Raw genomic sequence first — 21,045 nt, forward strand, 5'->3', positions numbered from 1 at the left:
ATATGGGTACAGCTAAAATTGCGCTTGCATTAATTGTAGCGTTTTTCTTCCAAAGCTGTGCCGATTTAGATGAAGATCCAACACAGTCACAACTTGCTCCCGGACAATTTTCCTCTTTAGAAGATTTTAACCTGGGGGTAACTGGAGTCTATGGTAAACTACGTACTGCTGCACAATGGACAACTTTTAATGTTTTTGGTTGGGCTGGAGATGACATGACTACACATAAAGCTTTAAATAAAGCGCCATTTAGAGAATATGACCAAATGAATGTTTCTGGAGATAATCCAAGATCATTAAGTAATTGGAATGATGTTTTTTCCATGATTCGCGCAGTAAATACTGTAATAGAAAGTGCAGAAGGCATGAACGTAACAGATCAAGATGGTTATAACAGACTTTTAGGTGAATCTTATTTTTTAAGAGGAACACTGTTTTTACATATGTCAAGAATTCATGGTAGAATTCCCTTACCTTTAACATCTGTACCTGATTTTGATATAGCATTAGCTTCTCAAGAAGAGGTGTATGTACAAATAGAAAAAGACTTATTACTAGCTGAAAGTTTACTTCCTGAAATTTACCCTGGTGTAGAGCAAGGAGCTCCTCGCCCAAACAAAGGAAGCGCTCAGGCTATTTTATCTCGCCTATATATGAATTGGGCTGGATTCCCTTTAAAAGATAATGCAAAATACACTGATGCTGCTAGCGTTGCAAAAAAGGTGATAGATAACCACTCTGCACATGGTTTTGAGTTGTTAAGCGACTTAAATAATTTATGGAAAGTTGAAAATCGTTTTAATAAGGAATCGGTATGGACAATAGCCTATAATAACCCTGCCAATTTAGGAAACAGAAAATATGGTATTTTAGGTTACCCTTCTGATGTTGAAGGAGGTTGGTCTGAAACTTTTGCAGAAGTACGCTTTTTTGAAGACTTTCCTGAAGGTCCTCGAAAAGAAGCTACATATAGAACAGATTTAGATTGGAAAAACTTTAAAGACCAAGTACAGCCTGTATTTACAAAAATTGCAGGACCTCTTGGCGACCTTCCTAGTCAGTGGTCTACAGATAGGAATGATTTTTACATGCGTTATGCAGAAGTGCTTTTAAACTATGCTGAAGCATCTGGAAGATCTGGAAACAACGGTGCTGATGCATGGGAAGCTTTAAATAAAATTAGAAGAAGAGCCGCAGGAAAACCACACAACATACCAGACCCTAGCATAGATGTAACCTCTGGGAATTTAGCAGAATTGGCTTTTACTGAACGAAAATGGGAGTTTGCCGGAGAATATTTACGTTACAATGATTTAGTTAGAATGGAAAGAGTTGAAGAAGCACTTAATGATTCGGCTAGAACACCTTTAGATCCAAATATTCCAATAGCAAACCCTGTGTTAGGCTCCTTATCAACAGATAATTATTATGCACCAATACCACAAATTGAAATTGATTTGAATCCAAATTTAGATCCAAACAACTAAACAATTTAGTTTGAATTAGTTTTTCAATAAACGGTAAGCCTTAACTACTAAGTCTTACCGTTTTACGTTTAACTTGTAAAACTTAATTTGAGTGAATTTAATGTATTTTACAACTTATTACTGAAAATAATAAAGTTTAATATGAATCGTCATAAAAGAATAATTAATAATTGTTTATTACTATCTATTGTAACAATCTTGTTTTCTTGTTCAGATAGCAGTAAGCAGCAAAAACTAAACTCTACAAGCAACGCTAAAGAGTTACTCTTTTCAACTGTAACGTCTAATGAATCAGGTATTGATTTCAACAATAAAATGATTGAAACCCTTGATGAAAACTATTACCAATATATGTACGCCTATGTTGGAGGAGGTGTTGCTGCTGCAGATTTTAATAAAGATGGTTTAGTCGACCTATTTTTTATCTCCAATACTTTTGATAATAAACTATACTTGAATAAAGGAAATTTAAAGTTTGAAGATATCACAACGAAATCAGGAATTGAAAAAAGAACAGGTTTTGATACGGGCGTTTCTGTAGCCGATGTTAATCAAGATGGTTATTTAGATATTTATATTGTTCGTGGAGGTTCTGATGCTGAGGACAATAAATTTGCTAACATGCTATATATTAACAATGGCGATTTAACGTTTACAGAAAAAGCTGAACAATTTGGTTTAGCCGATGCTAACAGAGGGATTCAGGCAACTTTCTTTGACTATGATAAAGATGGAGACCTTGATGTGTATATCGCCAATACACCTGATATGACTAGAAAAATAGAAGTTATAGATTTAAAAGCGCTTCAAACAAATTCTGAAACAATTGCAGCGAAAGGCAGCGACAAATTGTATCAAAATGATGGAAATGGTCATTTTACAGATGTTTCTATAACAGCAGGAATACTACCCGATTTAGGTTTTGGTTTAAATCCGCAAGTAGGTGATTTAAATAATGACGGTTGGCCAGATATTTACGTGTGTAACGATTTTAACATGCCCGATTTCGTATATCTCAATAATAAAAACGGAACATTTAGAGAAGGTAGAAATGAAACGGTAAAACACATGTCCTTTAATAGTATGGGCGGTGATATGGCCGATATAAATAATGATGGATTAGAAGACATCCTAACTCTAGACATGAATCCTCAGGATTATGTGCGATCTAAAACAACAATGGGAATGACGTCCATCCCTATGTTTGAACAAATGGTTGCTAGTAATTATCATTACCAGTACATGCATAATATGCTACAATTAAATAATGGTAACGGTACATTTAGCGAAATATCTCAACTAGCGGGTATTGGTAATACAGATTGGAGTTGGTCTATACTTTCTGCCGATTTCGATTTAGATGGGTATAACGACATATACGTAACAAATGGTGTCTTTAGAGATGTAATTGATAAAGATAAAAACAATGAAATATTAGCTATTTTAAGAGAAAATAAAAGAAAACCAACAAAAGAAGATTTCCTAAAGTTTGCAAAAATGCTTCCACAACAAAAATTGGTCAACTATTTTTTTAAAAATAAAGGCGACTTAACGTTTGAAGATACTTCTGCAAAATGGGCAGATACTATACCAACATTTTCAAACGGTGCTGTGTATGCCGACTTAGATAATGATGGCGATTTAGATATAGTAGTGAACAATATTAACGACAATGTTACTCTTTTAAAAAACAATGCTATAGAACAAAACTCTGGAAATTATTTACAAATAGAATTCGAAGGACCTAAAAATAATTTGTTCGGAAATGGTGTTACTTCTTCAATTCATTTAAAAGATAAATCTATCTTAACAAGACAATTAGTAAACTCTAAAGGATTTCTTTCATCCGTTTCTAATAAAATTCATTTCGGATTAGCAAAAGATGCCATAATTGAAAAATTAGAAATTGTTTGGCCAGATGGTAAAACACTAATCATTCCTAAAGTTAACCTAAATCAAGTGCTTAAAATTGCATATTCTGATGCTAAAATCCAGGAGAATATTCAACAAAACACCTCTACCCTATTAACTGAAGTTTCTTTTAACTACAAACATATTGACCCGTATTATAACGATTTTGAAACTCAAATTTTATTACCACATAAATTATCTCAAACAGGACCTGCTGCAGCAAAAACAGACCTTAACGGTGATGGCTTTGATGATATTTATTTAGGAGGAGGTCATACTCAAACTGGTCAATTATTATTAAGTCAGAATGATGGTAGTTTTAAAGCAAAAACAATTGCTGCGTTTGAAGCCGATAAGCAATTTGAAGATGTGAGTGCCTTATTTTTTGATGCGGATAATGACGGTGATCAAGATTTATATGTCGTTAGCGGAAGTTACGAATTTTCTAAAACGCCTAAATTATTACAAGATCGATTATATCTAAACCAGGGTAACGGAAACTTTACAAGAGCTAATGAAAATTTACCCGAAATGATTTCTGCTGGATCTATTGTAACAGCATGCGATTATGATAAAGATGGTGATCTTGATTTATTTGTTGGGGGTCGCGTTATCCCAAATAAATATCCTTATGCCCCTACTAGTTATTTACTAAAGAATAACAATGGTAGGTTTAGTATTGTAACAAGTACGACAGCTCCTGATTTAGAAAACATTGGTATGATTACAGATGCTCTTTGGAGTGATATGAATGCAGATGGCATATTAGACTTAGTTGTTACAGGGGAATGGATGGGGATTCAAGTATTTTTAAATCAAAATAATAAATTAGTAAAAAGTGAAGCTTATAAATCACTTTCGGAAACTACAGGTTGGTGGAATAAACTATATATTACTGATATTGACAATGACGGTGATCAAGACATAATCGCTGGAAATCTTGGATTAAATTATAAGTTTCATGCAAGTACAGAAAAACCATTTCAAATTTATACTAAAGATTTCGATTTTAACGGTGTAGAAGATATCATGCTAGCCAAATATGTAGATGACAAGGAAGTTCCTATTCGAGGTAAAGGCTGTACTGCTCAACAAATGCCACATTTGGCAAATAAAATAAAATCGTATGGAGACTTTGCCAGTAGAGATTTAGTTGGAATTTTAGGTGAAGGTGTTAAAAGTGCACTTCACTTTTCTGTAAATGAATTCCGATCTGGAATATTCAGAAATAATGGAGATGGCAATTTTAGTTTCGAACCTTTTTCTAACCAACTACAGAAATCGCCAATCAACGGAATTATATATAATGATTTTAATAATGACAGTAACAAGGATTTATTATTTGTTGGAAACAATTTCCAGTCTGAAGTAGAAACTACAAGAGCTGATGCTGGAATTGGATCATTATTATTAAGGAATTCTGATGCTAGCTTTAAAGTCTTATCCGATAAAAATTCTGGATTTTTTGCTCCAATGGATACTAGAAATATGCTAGAATTAAAAAGTAAATTAGGCAACTTAATATTAGTTATAAATAATAACAGCAACCACCAATTATTTAAAATAAATAATTAGTAGGGTGTTATATTCCTATAATACCATGGCTATTATTTAAGTAATAGTCATGGTTATAAACTCTTTAAACGATAACAGTAATCGGAATGAGTTTTTTACTAATCCGTTCTAGAATGCTTAATCTAAAATGAGTTTAAACCATATAGCCTGTTCTGCTTATTATTTCTAGTTGAGAAATTAATTATTAAACTTACTTAAGGAATATTCTACAACTTGAATAGCTTCTGAAACCTCTGTTTTTGGGGCTTTACAACTTCCTTTGGTACATACATAAATATAAGTTTCGTCTGTGACAAATTTGTATTCTAACAAAGGTAATTTACTATCTGAGGTGGCTCCCGAAAATATCACATTTGGAATATAAAATTTTCCAAATTCTGAAATCTTCTGTTTAGCAGCACTTCCAGATACAGCAATCTCATAAAATGGGTTTGTATAATTGCTCATTAAATCTAACCATTTACTATAACTTGACGGATGTTCTAACACATCTTTATAAACGTTATTAAGCATTTGTTTTGCTTTTTTTTCGTAATCATCATTATAATAATATAAACTTAATTTAAATAAATTCTGAGCAAGAACCGCATTCGAGGAAGGTATAACACCATCTACAGTTTCCATTTTTCTTGAAATTAACGATGCATCTAAATCAGATGTGAAATAAAACATCCCTGTGGTTTCATCATAAAAATGATTAATAGTATAGGTCATTAAATCCTTTGCTGATGACAACCACTTTTCATTTAAAGTAACTTGATATAAACTAATAAATGCCTCAATGGTTACCGCATAATCTTCAGCATAACCATTTATAGAACTCGCTTCATTAATATAAACTCTATTCAATCCGCCATCATCACGAAACTGTGTTTCTTTAATAAACGTAGCATTTTTAAGTGCCATTTCTAAATAATGTGGGTTCTTAAACACACGATACGCGTCTGTGTAAGCTTTTAACATTAAAGCATTCCAACTCGTTAATGCTTTATCATCTATACGTGGCGATTTACGTTTATTTCTTAGTTTTAAAAGTTGAGCCTTCCATCTTTTAAGCTTTTCTTGCAGTTCTATTTCGGTTAAATTTGCTATTTCAGCGACCTCTTCATCAGACTTAGTGCGATAAAACACATAATTATCATTTTCCCAAAGGCCATTAAAATTAATATTATAATATGTTTTAAAGATTTCAAAATCATCACCCAATTCAGCCTTTAACTCGGCTTCATTCCAAACATAAAAAGCGCCTTCTTCTAATTCACCTTTTTCATTTTCACTATCGGCATCTAATGCAGAATAAAATGCTCCAGATTCATCTAAAAAATCACGCTCTATACATTGTAGCGTTTCAACAACTATTTTTTTATAAAGTTCATTTTTAGTTACTACATAAGCATTAGCATACAAACTCACTAATTGAGCATTATCATAAAGCATTTTTTCAAAATGTGGAATATGCCAAGATTCATCTACTGTATATCTAGAGAATCCGCCACCTATTTGATCGTAGATTCCACCATAGGCCATTTTAGTTAAGGTATGAGTTACATGATTTTGAACCTCTATATCATTATTTTGAATACCATATCGCCATAAAAAACTTAAATTATTTGGCAACGGAAATTTTTCAGTCCCTATTGCACCACCATAAACTGTATCAAACTGACTCTTCCAAGCATCTATAGAATTAGAAAGATCCTGTTGGTTAAAGACTTTTGGAGTTTCGTTTAAAGTAATTAAATCAATTTCTTTTACGCCTTTTGTAAGTTGTTCTGCATATGAGATTGCCTTATCAGGATCTTTATTATATAAATCTGAGACATCTTTTAAAATTTTAATCCACTGGTCTTTCTCAAAATAAGTTCCTCCAAAAATTGGACGACCATCTGGAAGCGCGATACAATTTAATGGCCAACCTCCACTACCTGTTAATAACTGTACTGCTTGCATGTAGACTTGATCCACATCTGGCCGCTCTTCTCGATCTACTTTTATATTAATAAAATTAGCATTCATGATTTTGGCTACGGAATCATTTTCAAAACTCTCTTTCTCCATAACATGACACCAATGGCAAGCTGAATAGCCTACAGAAATAACTATTAATTTATTTTCTTTTTTTGCTAATTCTAAAGTTTCAGGATTCCATGCTTTCCAATCTACAGGATTATGTGCATGTTGCAATAAATATGGGCTTGTTTCTTTAATAAGGTCATTGGTATGCGTATAAACTTCTTTAGAAGAATCACTTTTATTTGAACACGCAAAAAATAATTGAAGTAACAGAAAAACACTTAAAAGATATTTCACAAAAATCGATATTGAAGTTCTAATTATAAGTTTAAATATAGGCTTTTTATACTGAAAAATTAATTTGCACATTTTTTAAAATATAGAATCTTAATCTTCTTCTAAAAGACATAATTCTAATAGCAAAATTTAATTCTACTGAAGTTAAAGTTTAGTTTAAACGTGTAATTTTTCATTTCTAAATTCAGTAGGCGTTTTACCTGTATTCTTTTTAAATATTTTAATAAAATAAGACAGGTTTTCTAAACCCACTTTTTCTGATATTTCTTTTAAAGAATCTGAAGTAGTTAATAATAGTAATTGTGCTCTTTGTACACGCCTAGATTGAATATATTTAATGGGGCGAACACCAAAACATTGTTTAAAACTTCTTGAAAAATGATCCTTACTTAAGTAACAATATGCGGCCAAGTCTTCTACCGTTAATTTTTCGTGTAAATTTTCAGAAATATAAATCATTGTGTTTCGCATATGTTTATTCGTTATTAATTTTCCTTCACTATTAGAGTTATTAATAAACTTTGAAAATAAGACTAATAAAATTCCTCTAGTTTCTAGATATTGCTTTGTAGTTAGCGCTTCATTTTTTTTATTAAATTCCATAAGTACAGGCTTATTGTCATAGACTTTTGGGTCATTATTAATAAGTGTTCTATCTGTATTTATTTCTAATAAACGCTCAAATCGTTTTAAATCGTTTTGAGATGCTTTAATTTCATAATGAAAACTATTTAAATTATATACCGACAAATTATTAGCTACTGCTTCTAAAAAACTAATATAGAATTGTTCATGATACAAATCACATTTATACCTACTGTATGTGTAACTTGGAATTAGGTACATATAACCAGGCTTAAGGTAAAACACTTGGTTATTGTGGTAAACTTTCGCATTTCCCTTAGTAATAAAATACATTCTAGAAAAAGGGCTTATTACATTATCAAAATTCCAATTATCGTCCAGTTTATCATAACCAATATTTAATAAACGTAGTTTTAAAAGCTGTAAATAATCTTTCATGTATTAAAAATATAGGGAGTTAAACAACTTAAATAGTGATATAATTTTTCCTGTATTTACCAGGCGAATTACCTGTTATTTTTTTAAATGTTTTTGAAAAATGCGCTATGTCTTGAAACCCCACTTTAACTGCTATTTGCTTTAAAGTATCATGTGTAGTTAATAACAATACCTGAGCTCTTTCAATTCGTTTCTGTTGAATGTATTTACTAGGTCTAGTATGAAACCTTTTATTAAAAATTCTAGAAAAATAGTCCGTATTTAAAGAACAATAAGTTGCTAATCCTTCTACTGTTATTTCTTTATCTAAGTTTTTAGCTATATAAATAATTATACTGTTTAAGTCCCCCTCTATAGTTTCTTTTTCACTTAACCCTGATGTATTTTTAATAAACCTAGAAAGAAGAATTGAAATAATCCCATTAGTCTCTATATATTGATTTTTAAAAAAAACATTGTCATCAGTGTTACTTGTCTTAAAGAATAATTGATTTGTATAAAATTTTGGTTCAGTATCAACAATTGCAATTTTAGGATTTATCTCTAGTAAACGCTCAAAATACTCTTTATCACTTGCGATTGCTTCAACTTCATAAATAAAATCTTTAAAATTATATATAGACAAACCGTATTTAATTTCTTCAAAAAAATCTATATAATAGTGCTCATAATCCTCTTCGCATTTAAAATTATTATAAACATAACTTGGTATTAAATACAAAGACCCAGATTTTAAAACAAATATCTGATTTGTATGACAAACCTCAGCACACCCCCTTTTCACATAAATCAATCTACTAAACGGACTCACAACATTCTCATAATACGAATATCGTCTTATTTTTGCATAACCAACATGCAATAATCCAATTTTCACACCTTCAATAAGAGAATTCATTAATATGATTTTTTTTAAAACTATAAATTAACTGTCTATTTATTCACCATTAAGATTATAAAAATAACCAAAATGTCGGAAATACACATTTTTTTAACTGATTAGAATATGATAATTAAATGTAGCTACTTCTATATTTGCTATTATCCAATTAAAATTTTCATGATTAATAGAATAAAATTATTTTGTCTCTGTTTTGGAATGCTAATTCTCTTTTCTTGTGGAGGACCAAATATACCAGAACCTGTATATGTAGAATATCAAAAACTACCAAAAAAAGTAGATTTCAATCAACACGTTAAACCTATTTTATCCGACAAATGTTATTTATGTCATGGACCAGACGCTGGTAACATTAAAGGTGGCTTACAGTTAAACACTGCAGAATTAGCTTATAGCGAACTTTCCGAGAATCCAGGAAAATTTGCTATCACACCAAAGAAACTTGAAGAAAGTGAATTCTTTCATCGTATTATGAGTGATGACCCTAATATGGTTATGCCTGTACCTAGTTCGCATTTATCACTTAGTGATTACGAAAAAGCGATTCTTATTAAATGGATTGAAGATGGTGCGGAATATAAAGACCATTGGGCTTTTATTAAACCTGAACATTATGATGTCCCAAATGTTAAAAACAAAGACCAGGTAGCAAATCCTATAGATAATTTCGTTTTAGAAGAATTAGAATTACAAGATTTAAAGTTATCTAATAAAGCAGATAAAGAAATATTATTACGACGAGCATCATTAGATTTAACAGGCTTACCTCCTACTGTATCTGAATTAGATAGTTTTCTAAAAGATGAATCTCCAAATGCATTTGAAAAACAGTTAGATAGATTATTAGCTTCTCCTGCATACGGAGAGCAACGTACTTTAGACTGGATGGATTTATCTCGATATGCAGATACACATGGGTATAGCGTAGACTGGTACAGAGATGTTTCGCCTTGGAGAGATTGGGTAATTAAATCGTTTAATGAAAACATGCCATACGATGAATTCATGCTTTGGCAACTTGCCGGAGATATGTTACCTGACGCTACTAGAGAACAACGTTTAGCAACTACTTTTAATAGGTTGCATCCACAAAATCTTGAAGGAGGTATAATTGATGAAGAATATAGATCCGAATACGTATCAGACAGAACGGCTACCGTATCTCAAGCATTTTTAGGATTAACTGTAGCTTGTGCTAAATGTCATGATCACAAATACGATCCAATATCTCAGAAAGATCATTTTGAAATGTATAGCTTTTTTAACAACATAAATGAAACAGGGCTTATTCCTTGGGATTTAGCAACACCTGTTCCAAATATGATGCTCCCTACAAAAGAACAAGAACAAGTACTTGCTTATCTAGAAACCTTAGTAGATGAAAAAGAAAAAACCGTAAACAATATGGTTAATCTAGAATCTAATAACGTTGATAAATGGATTGCATCAGAAGGTTACAAAAATATTAATAGTACACCGTCTGGTCTTGTAGCAGATTTTGATTTCAATCAAAAGAATTTAAAAAACAAAGTTCCTCAAAAATCAAATCAAAACATTCAAATGCGTCAACAATTTGGCGATAATCAAAAGCAGGTATTTAAAGAAGGAGCTTCTGGATATGGTCTTTATATGGATGGAGATACGTGGATGGATTTAGACAAGATTGGTATTTACAAAAGAAACGAACCTTTTAGCATTGGTATAAAAGTTTTTATTCCTAAAGATTTAGAAAATGGGGTAATATTCCACAAAATGCAAGGTCCCGAATTACATAGTTATCGTGGATATCATTTAAATATAAAAAACAATAAAATTGAAGCGTTACTTGCTCACGTTTACCCAGATAATGCTATTGTAACTCAGTCTATAATTGATGTTCCAAAAGATAAATGGATTCAATTAACGATGTCTTATGATGGTTCTAGTAAAGCTAAGGGTATTAAAATATATTTAGACGGTAAAAAATTAGAAACCAATATTGAGGTTGACAACCTCTATAAAGACATCATTTTTCAAAATCAGTCTATCGGTATTTACAAAGGAAAAACGGAACCTGGTTTAAGAATTGGTGCCATATGGAGAGGTAAAGGTTTACTTGGAGGAGTAGTAGACGACCTAAAGGTCTTTAATCGTGAATTAAGCGAAATTGAAGTTATGCAAATAGCTAATGTAGACCTGCTTAAAAACATACAATCCAAATCTAAAGATAATCTTTCAGAAAAAGAAAAAACGTTACTTACTCAGTATTATTTAACTAACAAATCTGATTCTTATAAAGAACATCTAGCAGATTTGAAAGCAACAAGAGGAACCTATGTTGATAGTATTGAGCCTGTAAAAGAAATCATGGTAATGAAAGAAATGGAAACCCCTAGACAAGCTTATCTTCTAGATAGAGGGCAGTACGATTCGCCTACAGATTCGGTTTTTCCAGATGTTCCAGAACGTATTTTTCCATTTCCTGACAGTCTACCAAGAAACAGAATTGGTTTTTCTAAGTGGTTAACTCATGAAGACAACCCATTAACATCTCGTGTTACTATAAATAGATATTGGCAAAATATTTTTGGAAGAGGCATCGTTAACACTTCTGAAGATTTTGGAAATCAGGGTGAGCTACCTAGTCATCCTAAACTATTAGATTGGTTAGCTATAGAATTTATGGAGTCAGGATGGGATGTTAAAGCACTTCATAAACTAATTATGATGTCTAACACCTATCAACAAAGTAGTATTGCTAGTGAAAAACTGTTGAGCGAAGATAAAGAAAACAAATTCTTAGCTAGAGGCCCTGCAAAACGCCTTTCTGGTGAAATGCTTAGAGATAATGCACTTTTTGCGTCTGGTTTATTAAACGATAAAATAGGAGGAGAAAGCGTAAGCCCGTATCAACCCCCAGGATTATGGTTAGTAAATGGAGATGTATACAAACCTAGTTCTGGTGAAGATTTATATAGAAGAAGTATGTATACCATATGGAAACGCACTGTGCCACACCCTACTCTAGCAACTTTTGATGCGCCAACTAGAGATTTATGTACAACTAGAAGACAAGAAACTAATACCCCTCTACAAGCATTGGTGCTACTTAACGACCCAACTTTTGTTGAAGCCTCTAGAGTTTTAGGTATACGAATGTCTGAATATGACAATTTAACTGACGGTATTTCTAATACATTCCGAAAACTTACCGGACGAACAATTAAACCTGAAGAATTAAAAATTCTATTAACAGTACAAAAAACTGAATTAGAAAAATTTAAAGAATATCCAGGAAAAGCCGAGGGTTGGATAAGCTTGGGTGAAAACATAATGCCTCTTGAACTCGACAAAGCATTAATCGCTGCTAATTCGGTTGTAGCATCTACCATTATAAATTCAGATGCCTTTATAACAAAACGATAATTATTAAAAAAACTAAGCCATGTGTAACCATCATGATATATTAAAATCAAACAACAAAGACTTTCAAGATCTAGAGAAACAGATTGACAGAAGACATTTTTTAAAAACTACAACATTAGGTTTAGGAGCATTAGCTTTAGGAAGTTTGCTTAATACTGAAAAAGCCTGGAGTTCAATAGCTAACGCTAACAACACTGAGGCTATTTTAGAAAACTATAATAAAAACAGATTAGGGCTTCCTCACCATTTGCCAAAAGCCAAACGCATTATATACTTGTTTCAAAGTGGTGGACCATCTCAAATGGATTTGTTTGACTATAAACCTAAATTAGTAGACATGTTTGGTAAGGACTTACCCAAATCAGTTATTGGAGGGCAACGCCTTACAGGGATGAGCGGAAGCCAATCTACTCTCCCTATAGCTCCTTCAATTTTTAATTTTAAACAATATGGAGAGTCTAGAGCTTGGGTAAGTGAACTTATGCCACATACCGCAGAAATTGTTGATGAGTTATGCTTTATAAAATCGATGCAAACAGACCAAATTAATCATACACCTGCCATAACATTTTTTCAGACAGGACATCAACTTCCTGGAAGACCCTCGATAGGATCTTGGTTAAGCTATGGTTTAGGGTCCGATAATGAAAATTTACCAACATTTATAACACTTGTATCTAAAAACGGTAAAGGACAACCTTTAAAATCAAGTTTATGGGGAAATGGGTTTTTACCAACAGAACACCAAGGAGTACAATTTAGAGCAGGAAAAGACCCAGTATTATACTTAAACAACCCAGATAATTATGATGGTCATGACCGTGAAAAAATGCTAAGTTATTTAGGAAAACTAAACAACATCCAGCATGATGCCTATGGAGACCCTGAAATTCAGGCACGAATGGCACAATACGAAATGGCATTTAAAATGCAAACTTCAGTTCCTGAGGTTACAGATATTTCAGACGAGCCAGATCATATCTTTGAAATGTATGGAAAAGATAGTAGAGATCCAGGTACATACGCAGCAAACTGTTTAATGGCTAGAAAACTTCTTGAAAAAGGCGTTAAGTTCGTTCAACTATATCATCAAGGTTGGGACCAACACATTGCCTGCCCTAGCGGTCTAAAAAATCAATGTAAAAAAACGGATCAAGGTACAGCAGCGTTGATTAAAGATTTAAAACAACGCGGTATGCTAGACGACACGCTTGTTGTCTGGGGTGGTGAATTTGGTAGAACTGTTTATTCTCAAGGGCAATTAACCGAAAAAAATTATGGAAGAGACCATCATCCAAAAGCATTTACCATGTGGATGGCAGGTGCTGGTGTTAAGCCTGGCTTTGAATATGGAGAAACAGACGACTTTAGTTATAACGTCGTAAAAGACCCATTACATGTTCACGATTTTCATGCCACGCTACTCCATCTTTTTGGGGTCGACCACGAACAACTCACATTTAAGCATCAAGGACGACGATACCGATTAACCGATGTACATGGTCATGTAGCAAAAGACATCTTAACATAAATACACTATGACCACAAGAAGAAACTTTATAAAAAAAACCAGCTTTGCAACTGCTGCTATTGCAGCAACACCGTCTTTTGGATTTCATATCTTGAAAAAACCACAACCACAGGAAACAATCTTAGGTCATGGCGATTACCAATATAAGTTAATTAACGATTGGGCTCAAGTAAGCTCTGTAAGAAACCCTATTCTAAATTGTCATGAAATGATAATGGATAGAAAAGGACGTTTAATTATGATGGGAGATAACCCCAAAAACAATATTTTAATTTTTGATAAATCTGGAAAACTATTAGACTATTGGGGAACGGCTTATCCTGGAGGCCATGGTCTATCATTATCACAAGAAGGAGAAGAAGATTTTTTATTTCTAACAGATTCTGGTTGGTTTTTAAATAAATACGGAAAATGGACAAAACACAATGGCCGTATAACCAAAACAACCACAGATGGTCGTGTAATTTTCGATATTGGTCATCCACAAACTATTGGCATATACAAACCTGGAGACTCCTTCTGCCCTACAGAAACGGCTGTTGGTCCTAACGGTGATATTTATGTAGCAGATGGGTATGGCATGGATTATATTATTCAATACAACCATAACGGGGAATATATTAGACATTGGGGTGGAGCAGATAATCCAGACGAAAACTATAAACTATCTAATGCTCATGGTGTGGCCATAGATTATAGAGATAAAAACAACCCAATGGTAGTCTGTACATCTAGAAATGAACAATCTTTTAAATGGTTTACTTTAAATGGCAAATATGTAAAAACATTACACTTACCTAATATGCAAGTATGTCGTCCCGTTTTTAACGACAATAATTTATATGCCGGTGTTTGCTGGTCTCAACCTAAAGTTGGAAAAACGAATTGGAAAGACCATACTGGTTTCGTAACGATAATTGATGGAGACAAAGTTGTTTCTAACCCTGGAGGTACAGCACCTGAATATAAAGGAGGAATACTTCAAAAGTCATATCAACTTCAAGACAAACCCATTTTACACGGACATGATGTGTGTGTAGATGAAGATAAAAACTTATACATCTGCCAATGGAATGCAAACAAAACTGCGCCATTAAAATTAGAACGCGTATAATTTTAATTGATTAAAAAAGAATAGACACACTTTACATGGATAATACATCAGACTTAGTACTTTTTTTTGGAAGATTTCACCCTATTATGGTTCACTTACCAATAGGCTTTTTAGTATTTGCATTTCTTTTAGAAATTTTTAGTCGGTTTAAGAAAGATAACACCTTAACAAACGCCATACCTCTAGCTTTGTTTGCTGGAGCTGCCAGTGCTTTAATAGCATGTATTTTAGGCTATATGCTTTCACTAAGTGGGGATTATGAAGAAGACATGGTCGACAGTCATTTTTGGTTCGGAATAGCCACAACAATTATTACCTTTTTGGCATGGCTAATTCGTATCGAGAAAATAAAAATTCCAAAAACAAATCAGGTTAAAACCAATATTTCAACCCTAACACTTCTTGTTATTCTAGTTAGTGTTACAGGCCATTATGGAGGAAATCTTACTCATGGAAGTGATTATTTAACGAAATATTTACCTTTTGGAAAAACAGAAAAAGCTGCATTAATTCCTGTTACAAATATTGAAGATGCTGTAGTTTATGATTATTTAGTAAACCCTATTCTCGAAAATAAATGTCTTAGTTGCCATAATGCAAGTAAGATGAAAGGAGGTTTATCGCTTCAGGATTCATTAGCAATTATGGAAGGTGGGAAAAATGGAAATATCCTAATTGCAGGAAATGCATTAAAATCTGAAATGATTAAGCGAGTTCTTTTAAATCCTAGTCATGATGACTTTATGCCTCCAGAAGGAAAAACACCTTTAACAGAAGAAGAAACTGCTATTTTAACGTATTGGATTGATAATACTAACGCTGGCTTCCAGACAAAAGTAGGCGATATTAAAACACCCGAAAATATAATAAAAATTGCATCTAACTTTTTGAACTTAGGAGATGGAGGCAATAATACTAAAACAGCCTTACCAACCGTAAATAAAGTTGACCAATCAGATATTAAGCTTTTAATTGCTGAAGGATTCAGACTTACAGAACTGGTTTTCGATTCTAATATTTACGAAGTGGTTTTACCATCTAAAACGGTTACAGAAAGTAATCCCGAAGCCATTTCAGAAAAACTCGAAAAATTATTAAAAATTAAAGATAATGTCCTTTGGTTGTACTTAGAAGATAATCAGGTTACAGATGACCAAATAAATACAATCAATCAATTTAAAAATCTACAAAAATTAAAGCTTGATAAAAATCCTATTTCCGATACAGGAATTTCTAAAATTGTAAGTCATAAAAATATAAGAAGTTTAAATCTATACAGTACGAACATTACTAAAAACAGTTTAGAAACCTTTTATAATATGCCAAATCTTCAAAATGTATATATATGGGAAACCGAGATAACAAAAGAAGATGTATTACCTTATACTAAAGAAACGGACAAAACTTTAAATATTGTTTTTGGTTCATAGCAAATTGAAACTTTTTAAATTAAATAAAATCTTTTTTATAAATATCGTTACACTATTGTATTTAAGCTGTAACGATAGTAAAGAATCGACAATCGGATTATTTGACAATGCAGTATATATACCCTTACCGAAAACTATTTTATCTCCAAAAGATAATCCTACAACACCTGAAAAAGTGGCTTTGGGAAAGCTACTTTTTTATGACCCCATCTTATCTGGGAATAAAGATGTGGCTTGTGCTACCTGCCATCATCCCGATTTCGGATATGCAGAATTAAAAGACCTTTCTATTGGAGTAAATGGTAAAGGCTTAAGTATGAATAGGAAATTTAACAGCCCCAATAATATCCCTATAGTAAAACGAAATGCTCATACCATACTAAATACCGCTTTTAATGGTATAAATGTTAATGGAGAATATTCTCCTGAAAAGGCCGCAATGTTTTGGGATTCTAGAGAAGAAAGCTTAGAAAAACAAGCCTTGGCACCAATAAAAACATTAGAAGAAATGATGGGACACTCCTTTTCTGAAGACATCATTCTAGACACTATCGTAAATCGATTACGAAATATTCCCGAATATGTATTAAAGTTTCAAGACGTTTTTAAAACCAAACCAGCAATTTCAAGTATAAACTTAGGAAAAGCTATAGCTGCATTTGAACGAACATTAGTAACCAACAATTCTAGGTTCGATCAATATATCGCAGGAGATTCATCTGCATTATCTTATTCAGAAAAAAAAGGATTCAACCTTTTTAAAAAGGCTAATTGCCATAGTTGCCATAGCGGCCCAATGTTTTCAGATTTTAAAATGCATGTATTAACTGTACCTGAAAACGAAAAGCTAAATTTTCCAGATGACGGATTTGAAAAAACATATGCTTTTAGAACACCTACGCTAAGAAACTTAAGATATACAGCTCCATATATGCACAACGGTAAATTTGAAAATTTACTCGAGGTCCTAGAGTTTTATGAAGACATCGCTTCTGGAGTTTCTAAAAATTCAAATATTGAAAATGAAAAAATAGACTCACTAAATAAAAAAAATAGACATTAAAGTTATAGATATGCAACCTATAATTTCATTTTTTAATAGTTTAAACGATGACACTTTCGACAAAGTTATCCCTGAGAATGTGCCTAGCAAACTTCCTGTAGGGGGTAATATTTTTAATTAAAACCACTATAGACTTAAGTCTATTGACAACTAAATTAAACAGCTCCTTTCTATATTTTATATTTATACTTGTGGTGCGAACGTGTATCATAAAATAAAACACTAATTATAAAACACTTTTAGTTGATGTTATTACATTTTATACAGATTTAAAATTTGAATAACTAAAGTGATACAATAAAAATTAAGTGCTTTATATCCTGTTTTAAAAATTTTAAACATCTACTATATTCATTAACTCATTTATTATAGCAATCTAAAGTCTGAAAATCAGAATTAATTATACTTATGGTTATTTTTGATGGAAGCACATATTACTTCTTAATTTAAAAATGATATTTATGAAAAAGTTATTTTTTATATTTTTTATTTCACTTTTACATAGCCATACTAATATATCTGCTCAAGCTTGGGGATATAACAATAATCGTATGGCTGTGAGTTTTGACGGGAATAGTGCACCAGACAATGCCTATAAATGGCCAACAGGAGATCCTGATGATTGGGGAGCAGCGGTAGCATCAGGAGCAATTATTGCCAAGTTAGGTTTGCAAGATAAAGTAGTTCATTTTTCTTATAATAATTTTATCGATGCTCCTTCTGGACCCGATGAAGAAAATGAACTCAAAATTAGTTGTGATGGACTTATAGAACGTTGGGATTTTAATCCAAAAATATTTTTTGATGTTACAACCAGTTTAGAACCTGCTATAAAAAATTTGGCTCTAGAAATTGGAACTTCCACAAAAGAAAACCCTTTGTATTTTATACATGCTGGACTTTCAGAATTTTTATATTTGGTAGTAGAAGAAGTTATTAAGCAAGGAAATATTGAAGCTTTAAGTCATGTCTACTTACTTTCTCATAGCGGTTTTAATGAAAATGAAATAAGACGCACATACCATCATACTTGGAACGACGTACAAGAGCTTTGTGGCAATAGAATTAATTATAAAAAAATTAAAGATCAAAACAATAAAACGGTTCCAAATGATTTATGGCACTCCGGAAAAGATTTTTCAGTTTGGTATTGGATGAGAGACCATAAAGATCCAAACATACGTTGGATGTACAAAAGAATACAAGCACACAGTGGTGGCGTTGCAGATATTTCTGATTGTGGAATGTTTTACTTTTTATTAGTTGGAGACGACAATGGTACACCCGAAAAATTTAAACATTTTATTGGATCCGGAATTCTTAAATAATACCGTTACTTAACTACAGAAAATATGTTTCAAACCATACGAAAGGTTTGCAACAATTAGTTCAAAATTGGCATCTAATCTACCTCAGTATCTTGATAAAAAACATAAAGCCCCATGATATATGGGGCTTATTATTTTAATTGAATAAATCATTTCATTTGTTAAAATTTAATAACAACAAAATGAATTTTTTACGTTAAATCTTTAAGATTTCATAATCAAAACAAAGAGTATTTATTGAAAATGAATAAAAGATTTCAACACGGATTAATCGTTCCAATGTGCATCAATTACTTTCTGTATATGGGGAAACTTATCTCCATCTTCTTCATTTAATTCCTTTCGTTTTACAAGGAGCTGCAGTTTTAAATCGGCAATCGTTTCAGCATATTTAGGATCGTTATAAGCATTATTCATCTCTTTTGGATCTTCTTGTAAATCATAGAATTCCCAAGCCGCCGGTGTATCCATTTCAAATGCATTACCCCAACTTTTTTTGTTCCATGTGGCATTTGGATCTTTTGTATCTACCCAATATTTTCCATAAAAGAAAATAAGTTTATAACGTTTAGTTCTTAATCCAAAATGAGCTGGATTAGCATGTTTATGTGCCATATGCATCCAATATCGATAATATGTAGATTGTTGCCAACCTTCAGGTTCTTCTCCTGTTTCTAGAATCGTTTTAAAACTATGACCTTGCATTTGTTCTGGTGCCGTACCTCCTGCTAAATCAATAAGTGTTGGTGCAAAATCTGTATTATTAATAATTGCATCACTACGTGTTCCTGCTTTTATACTTTCAGGATATCTAACAATAAAAGGCATACGTAAAGATTCTTCATACATCCAACGCTTATCAATATAATCATGCTCTCCCAACATAAACCCTTGATCTCCTGTGTATACGATTATAGTGTTTTCGTATAACCCTTCATCTTTCAAGAATTGTATCATTCTAGCAACATTATCATCTACACCTTTAACACATCGTAAATAGCGTTTTAAATACTCTTGATACGTTTCGTGTGTATATTCTTTATCTGACAATAAATCATATGATTTATTTGTTGAATTAAACTCTGGATCAGATTTTGCAATTGATTTTTTATCCCACATTGTCATCCCCATACTTCTAATCGTATTTCGCCTTGAAACAGAAGACCCAATAACATGAATTAAAGAATCATTTGCTCCTCGGGTTGCTATAGATCCATTGTTTCCGTTATCATAAAGACTTTCGGGTTCCGGGATGTGCGTGTCTTTTAAATAGTCCTTGTAACGTGGTGCATATTCAAAATTATCATGTGGAGCCTTAAATTGGTACATCAACATAAACGGTTTATTCTTATCCCTTTTATTTTTTAACCAATCTATTGAAATGTCTGTAATTACATCTGAACTATGACCTTTATATTGTTTACCTTCAAATTCAGGATCGTGTTCTAAAGCAAAATTCATCCCTGTTTCTGTGAGTACCGGATCAAAATAAGTGCCTTGTTCACCATGAGCGGTGAGCACATTGTAATAATCAAAATTCGGCTTAGATGATAAATGATACTTCCCTATTAATGCTGTCTGATATCCTAATTTCTTTATTTCTGTAGGTAAATATTGATTTTCTGTAGGTAATACACCTTCTAAATCTAACACTCCATTTGCTTGACTATATTGTCCAGTAAGTATAGTTGCTCTACTTGGTGTGCAAATAGAGTTTGTAACGAAGCAATTATTAAAAATCATACCTTCATTAGCAATTTTATCTATCGTTGGTGTGGGATTCAATTTCGCCAATCGACTGCCATAAACCCCAACTGCCTGAGTAGTATGGTCGTCTGACATGATATATAAAATATTAGGTTTTTGCTTCGGAACTTCCTCTTCAACCTTTTTAGCACAACTCGTAAAACAAATTGCAACACTTGCTATGCAAATTATATGTGAATAGATTTTATTAAGCATAATGA

General features: G+C 32.3%; 12 protein-coding genes. 8 read left to right on the forward strand and 4 right to left on the reverse strand.

From position 1 onward, the window contains the following. Positions 1–2: 2 nt before the first annotated feature. Together BN863_RS10320 and BN863_RS10325 are read left to right on the forward strand one after the other, a co-directional pair. Positions 3–1,487, forward strand: a complete 1,485-nt coding sequence (locus BN863_RS10320; RefSeq protein WP_158408993.1) for a RagB/SusD family nutrient uptake outer membrane protein — start codon at positions 3–5, stop codon at positions 1,485–1,487. A gap of 141 nt (positions 1,488–1,628) precedes the next feature. Next, on the forward strand, positions 1,629–4,973 hold the full coding sequence (locus BN863_RS10325) for a VCBS repeat-containing protein (RefSeq protein WP_038530246.1): 3,345 nt from the start codon (positions 1,629–1,631) through the stop codon (positions 4,971–4,973). A 177-nt stretch (positions 4,974–5,150) separates the two neighbouring features. Here the strand turns inward: BN863_RS10325 and BN863_RS10330 are convergent, their stop codons facing one another. From BN863_RS10330 to BN863_RS10340, 3 genes are all read right to left on the reverse strand, one after another. Then, complete coding sequence (locus BN863_RS10330) at positions 5,151–7,283, reverse strand: thioredoxin domain-containing protein (RefSeq protein WP_242404014.1); 2,133 nt, start codon at positions 7,281–7,283, stop codon at positions 5,151–5,153. Positions 7,284–7,439: 156 nt separating this feature from the next. After that, positions 7,440–8,306 (reverse strand): helix-turn-helix domain-containing protein, encoded by an 867-nt coding sequence (locus BN863_RS10335; protein WP_038530249.1) that lies wholly within the window; start codon positions 8,304–8,306, stop codon positions 7,440–7,442. A 28-nt stretch (positions 8,307–8,334) separates the two neighbouring features. Beyond that, the gene (locus tag BN863_RS10340; protein WP_038530251.1) at positions 8,335–9,204 is read right to left on the reverse strand and encodes a helix-turn-helix domain-containing protein; all 870 of its coding nucleotides are present in this window, start codon (positions 9,202–9,204) and stop codon (positions 8,335–8,337) included. 162 nt (positions 9,205–9,366) lie between these two features. Here BN863_RS10340 and BN863_RS10345 point away from each other — a divergent pair, with 162 nt between their 5' ends. The 6 genes from BN863_RS10345 to BN863_RS10370 all read left to right on the forward strand — a co-directional run bounded on the left by BN863_RS10345 (position 9,367) and on the right by BN863_RS10370 (position 19,078). Beyond that, positions 9,367–12,612, forward strand: coding sequence for a DUF1553 domain-containing protein (locus tag BN863_RS10345; protein WP_038530254.1), 3,246 nt, complete (start codon positions 9,367–9,369; stop codon positions 12,610–12,612). 19 nt (positions 12,613–12,631) lie between these two features. Further along, positions 12,632–14,143, forward strand: coding sequence for a DUF1501 domain-containing protein (locus tag BN863_RS10350; protein WP_038530257.1), 1,512 nt, complete (start codon positions 12,632–12,634; stop codon positions 14,141–14,143). A gap of 7 nt (positions 14,144–14,150) precedes the next feature. Continuing rightward, entirely contained in the window at positions 14,151–15,257 is a 1,107-nt protein-coding gene (locus BN863_RS10355) for an NHL repeat-containing protein (RefSeq protein WP_193363879.1), read from the forward strand. Positions 15,258–15,292: 35 nt separating this feature from the next. After that, complete coding sequence (locus tag BN863_RS10360; protein ID WP_051774688.1) at positions 15,293–16,687, forward strand: DUF2231 domain-containing protein; 1,395 nt, start codon at positions 15,293–15,295, stop codon at positions 16,685–16,687. 4 nt (positions 16,688–16,691) lie between these two features. Next, a complete protein-coding gene (locus tag BN863_RS10365) occupies positions 16,692–17,750 on the forward strand; it encodes a cytochrome-c peroxidase (RefSeq protein ID WP_242404015.1) in 1,059 nt (352 codons plus the stop codon). A 461-nt stretch (positions 17,751–18,211) separates the two neighbouring features. Next, entirely contained in the window at positions 18,212–19,078 is an 867-nt protein-coding gene (locus BN863_RS10370) for a hypothetical protein (protein WP_051774691.1), read from the forward strand. Positions 19,079–19,345: 267 nt separating this feature from the next. Here the strand turns inward: BN863_RS10370 and BN863_RS10375 are convergent, their stop codons facing one another. After that, positions 19,346–21,040: a sulfatase family protein gene (locus BN863_RS10375; protein ID WP_038530260.1), complete on the reverse strand. Its 1,695-nt coding sequence runs from the start codon at positions 21,038–21,040 to the stop codon at positions 19,346–19,348. Positions 21,041–21,045: the final 5 nt, after the last annotated feature.

It is taken from the genome of Formosa agariphila KMM 3901, from assembly GCF_000723205.1.
Taxonomy (GTDB): domain Bacteria; phylum Bacteroidota; class Bacteroidia; order Flavobacteriales; family Flavobacteriaceae; genus Formosa; species Formosa agariphila.

Bases quoted from the DNA above. Each gene is read 5' to 3' on its own strand.
- BN863_RS10320 (WP_158408993.1), top strand. From the start codon at position 3: ATGGGTACAGCTAAAATTGCGCTTGCATTAATTGTAGCGTTTTTCTTC.
- BN863_RS10325 (WP_038530246.1), top strand. From the start codon at position 1,629: ATGAATCGTCATAAAAGAATAATTAATAATTGTTTATTACTATCTATT.
- BN863_RS10335 (WP_038530249.1), bottom strand. From the start codon at position 8,306: ATGAAAGATTATTTACAGCTTTTAAAACTACGTTTATTAAATATTGGT.
- BN863_RS10340 (WP_038530251.1), bottom strand. From the start codon at position 9,204: ATGAATTCTCTTATTGAAGGTGTGAAAATTGGATTATTGCATGTTGGT.
- BN863_RS10345 (WP_038530254.1), top strand. From the start codon at position 9,367: ATGATTAATAGAATAAAATTATTTTGTCTCTGTTTTGGAATGCTAATT.
- BN863_RS10350 (WP_038530257.1), top strand. From the start codon at position 12,632: ATGTGTAACCATCATGATATATTAAAATCAAACAACAAAGACTTTCAA.
- BN863_RS10355 (WP_193363879.1), top strand. From the start codon at position 14,151: ATGACCACAAGAAGAAACTTTATAAAAAAAACCAGCTTTGCAACTGCT.
- BN863_RS10360 (WP_051774688.1), top strand. From the start codon at position 15,293: ATGGATAATACATCAGACTTAGTACTTTTTTTTGGAAGATTTCACCCT.
- BN863_RS10370 (WP_051774691.1), top strand. From the start codon at position 18,212: ATGAAAAAGTTATTTTTTATATTTTTTATTTCACTTTTACATAGCCAT.
- BN863_RS10375 (WP_038530260.1), bottom strand. From the start codon at position 21,040: ATGCTTAATAAAATCTATTCACATATAATTTGCATAGCAAGTGTTGCA.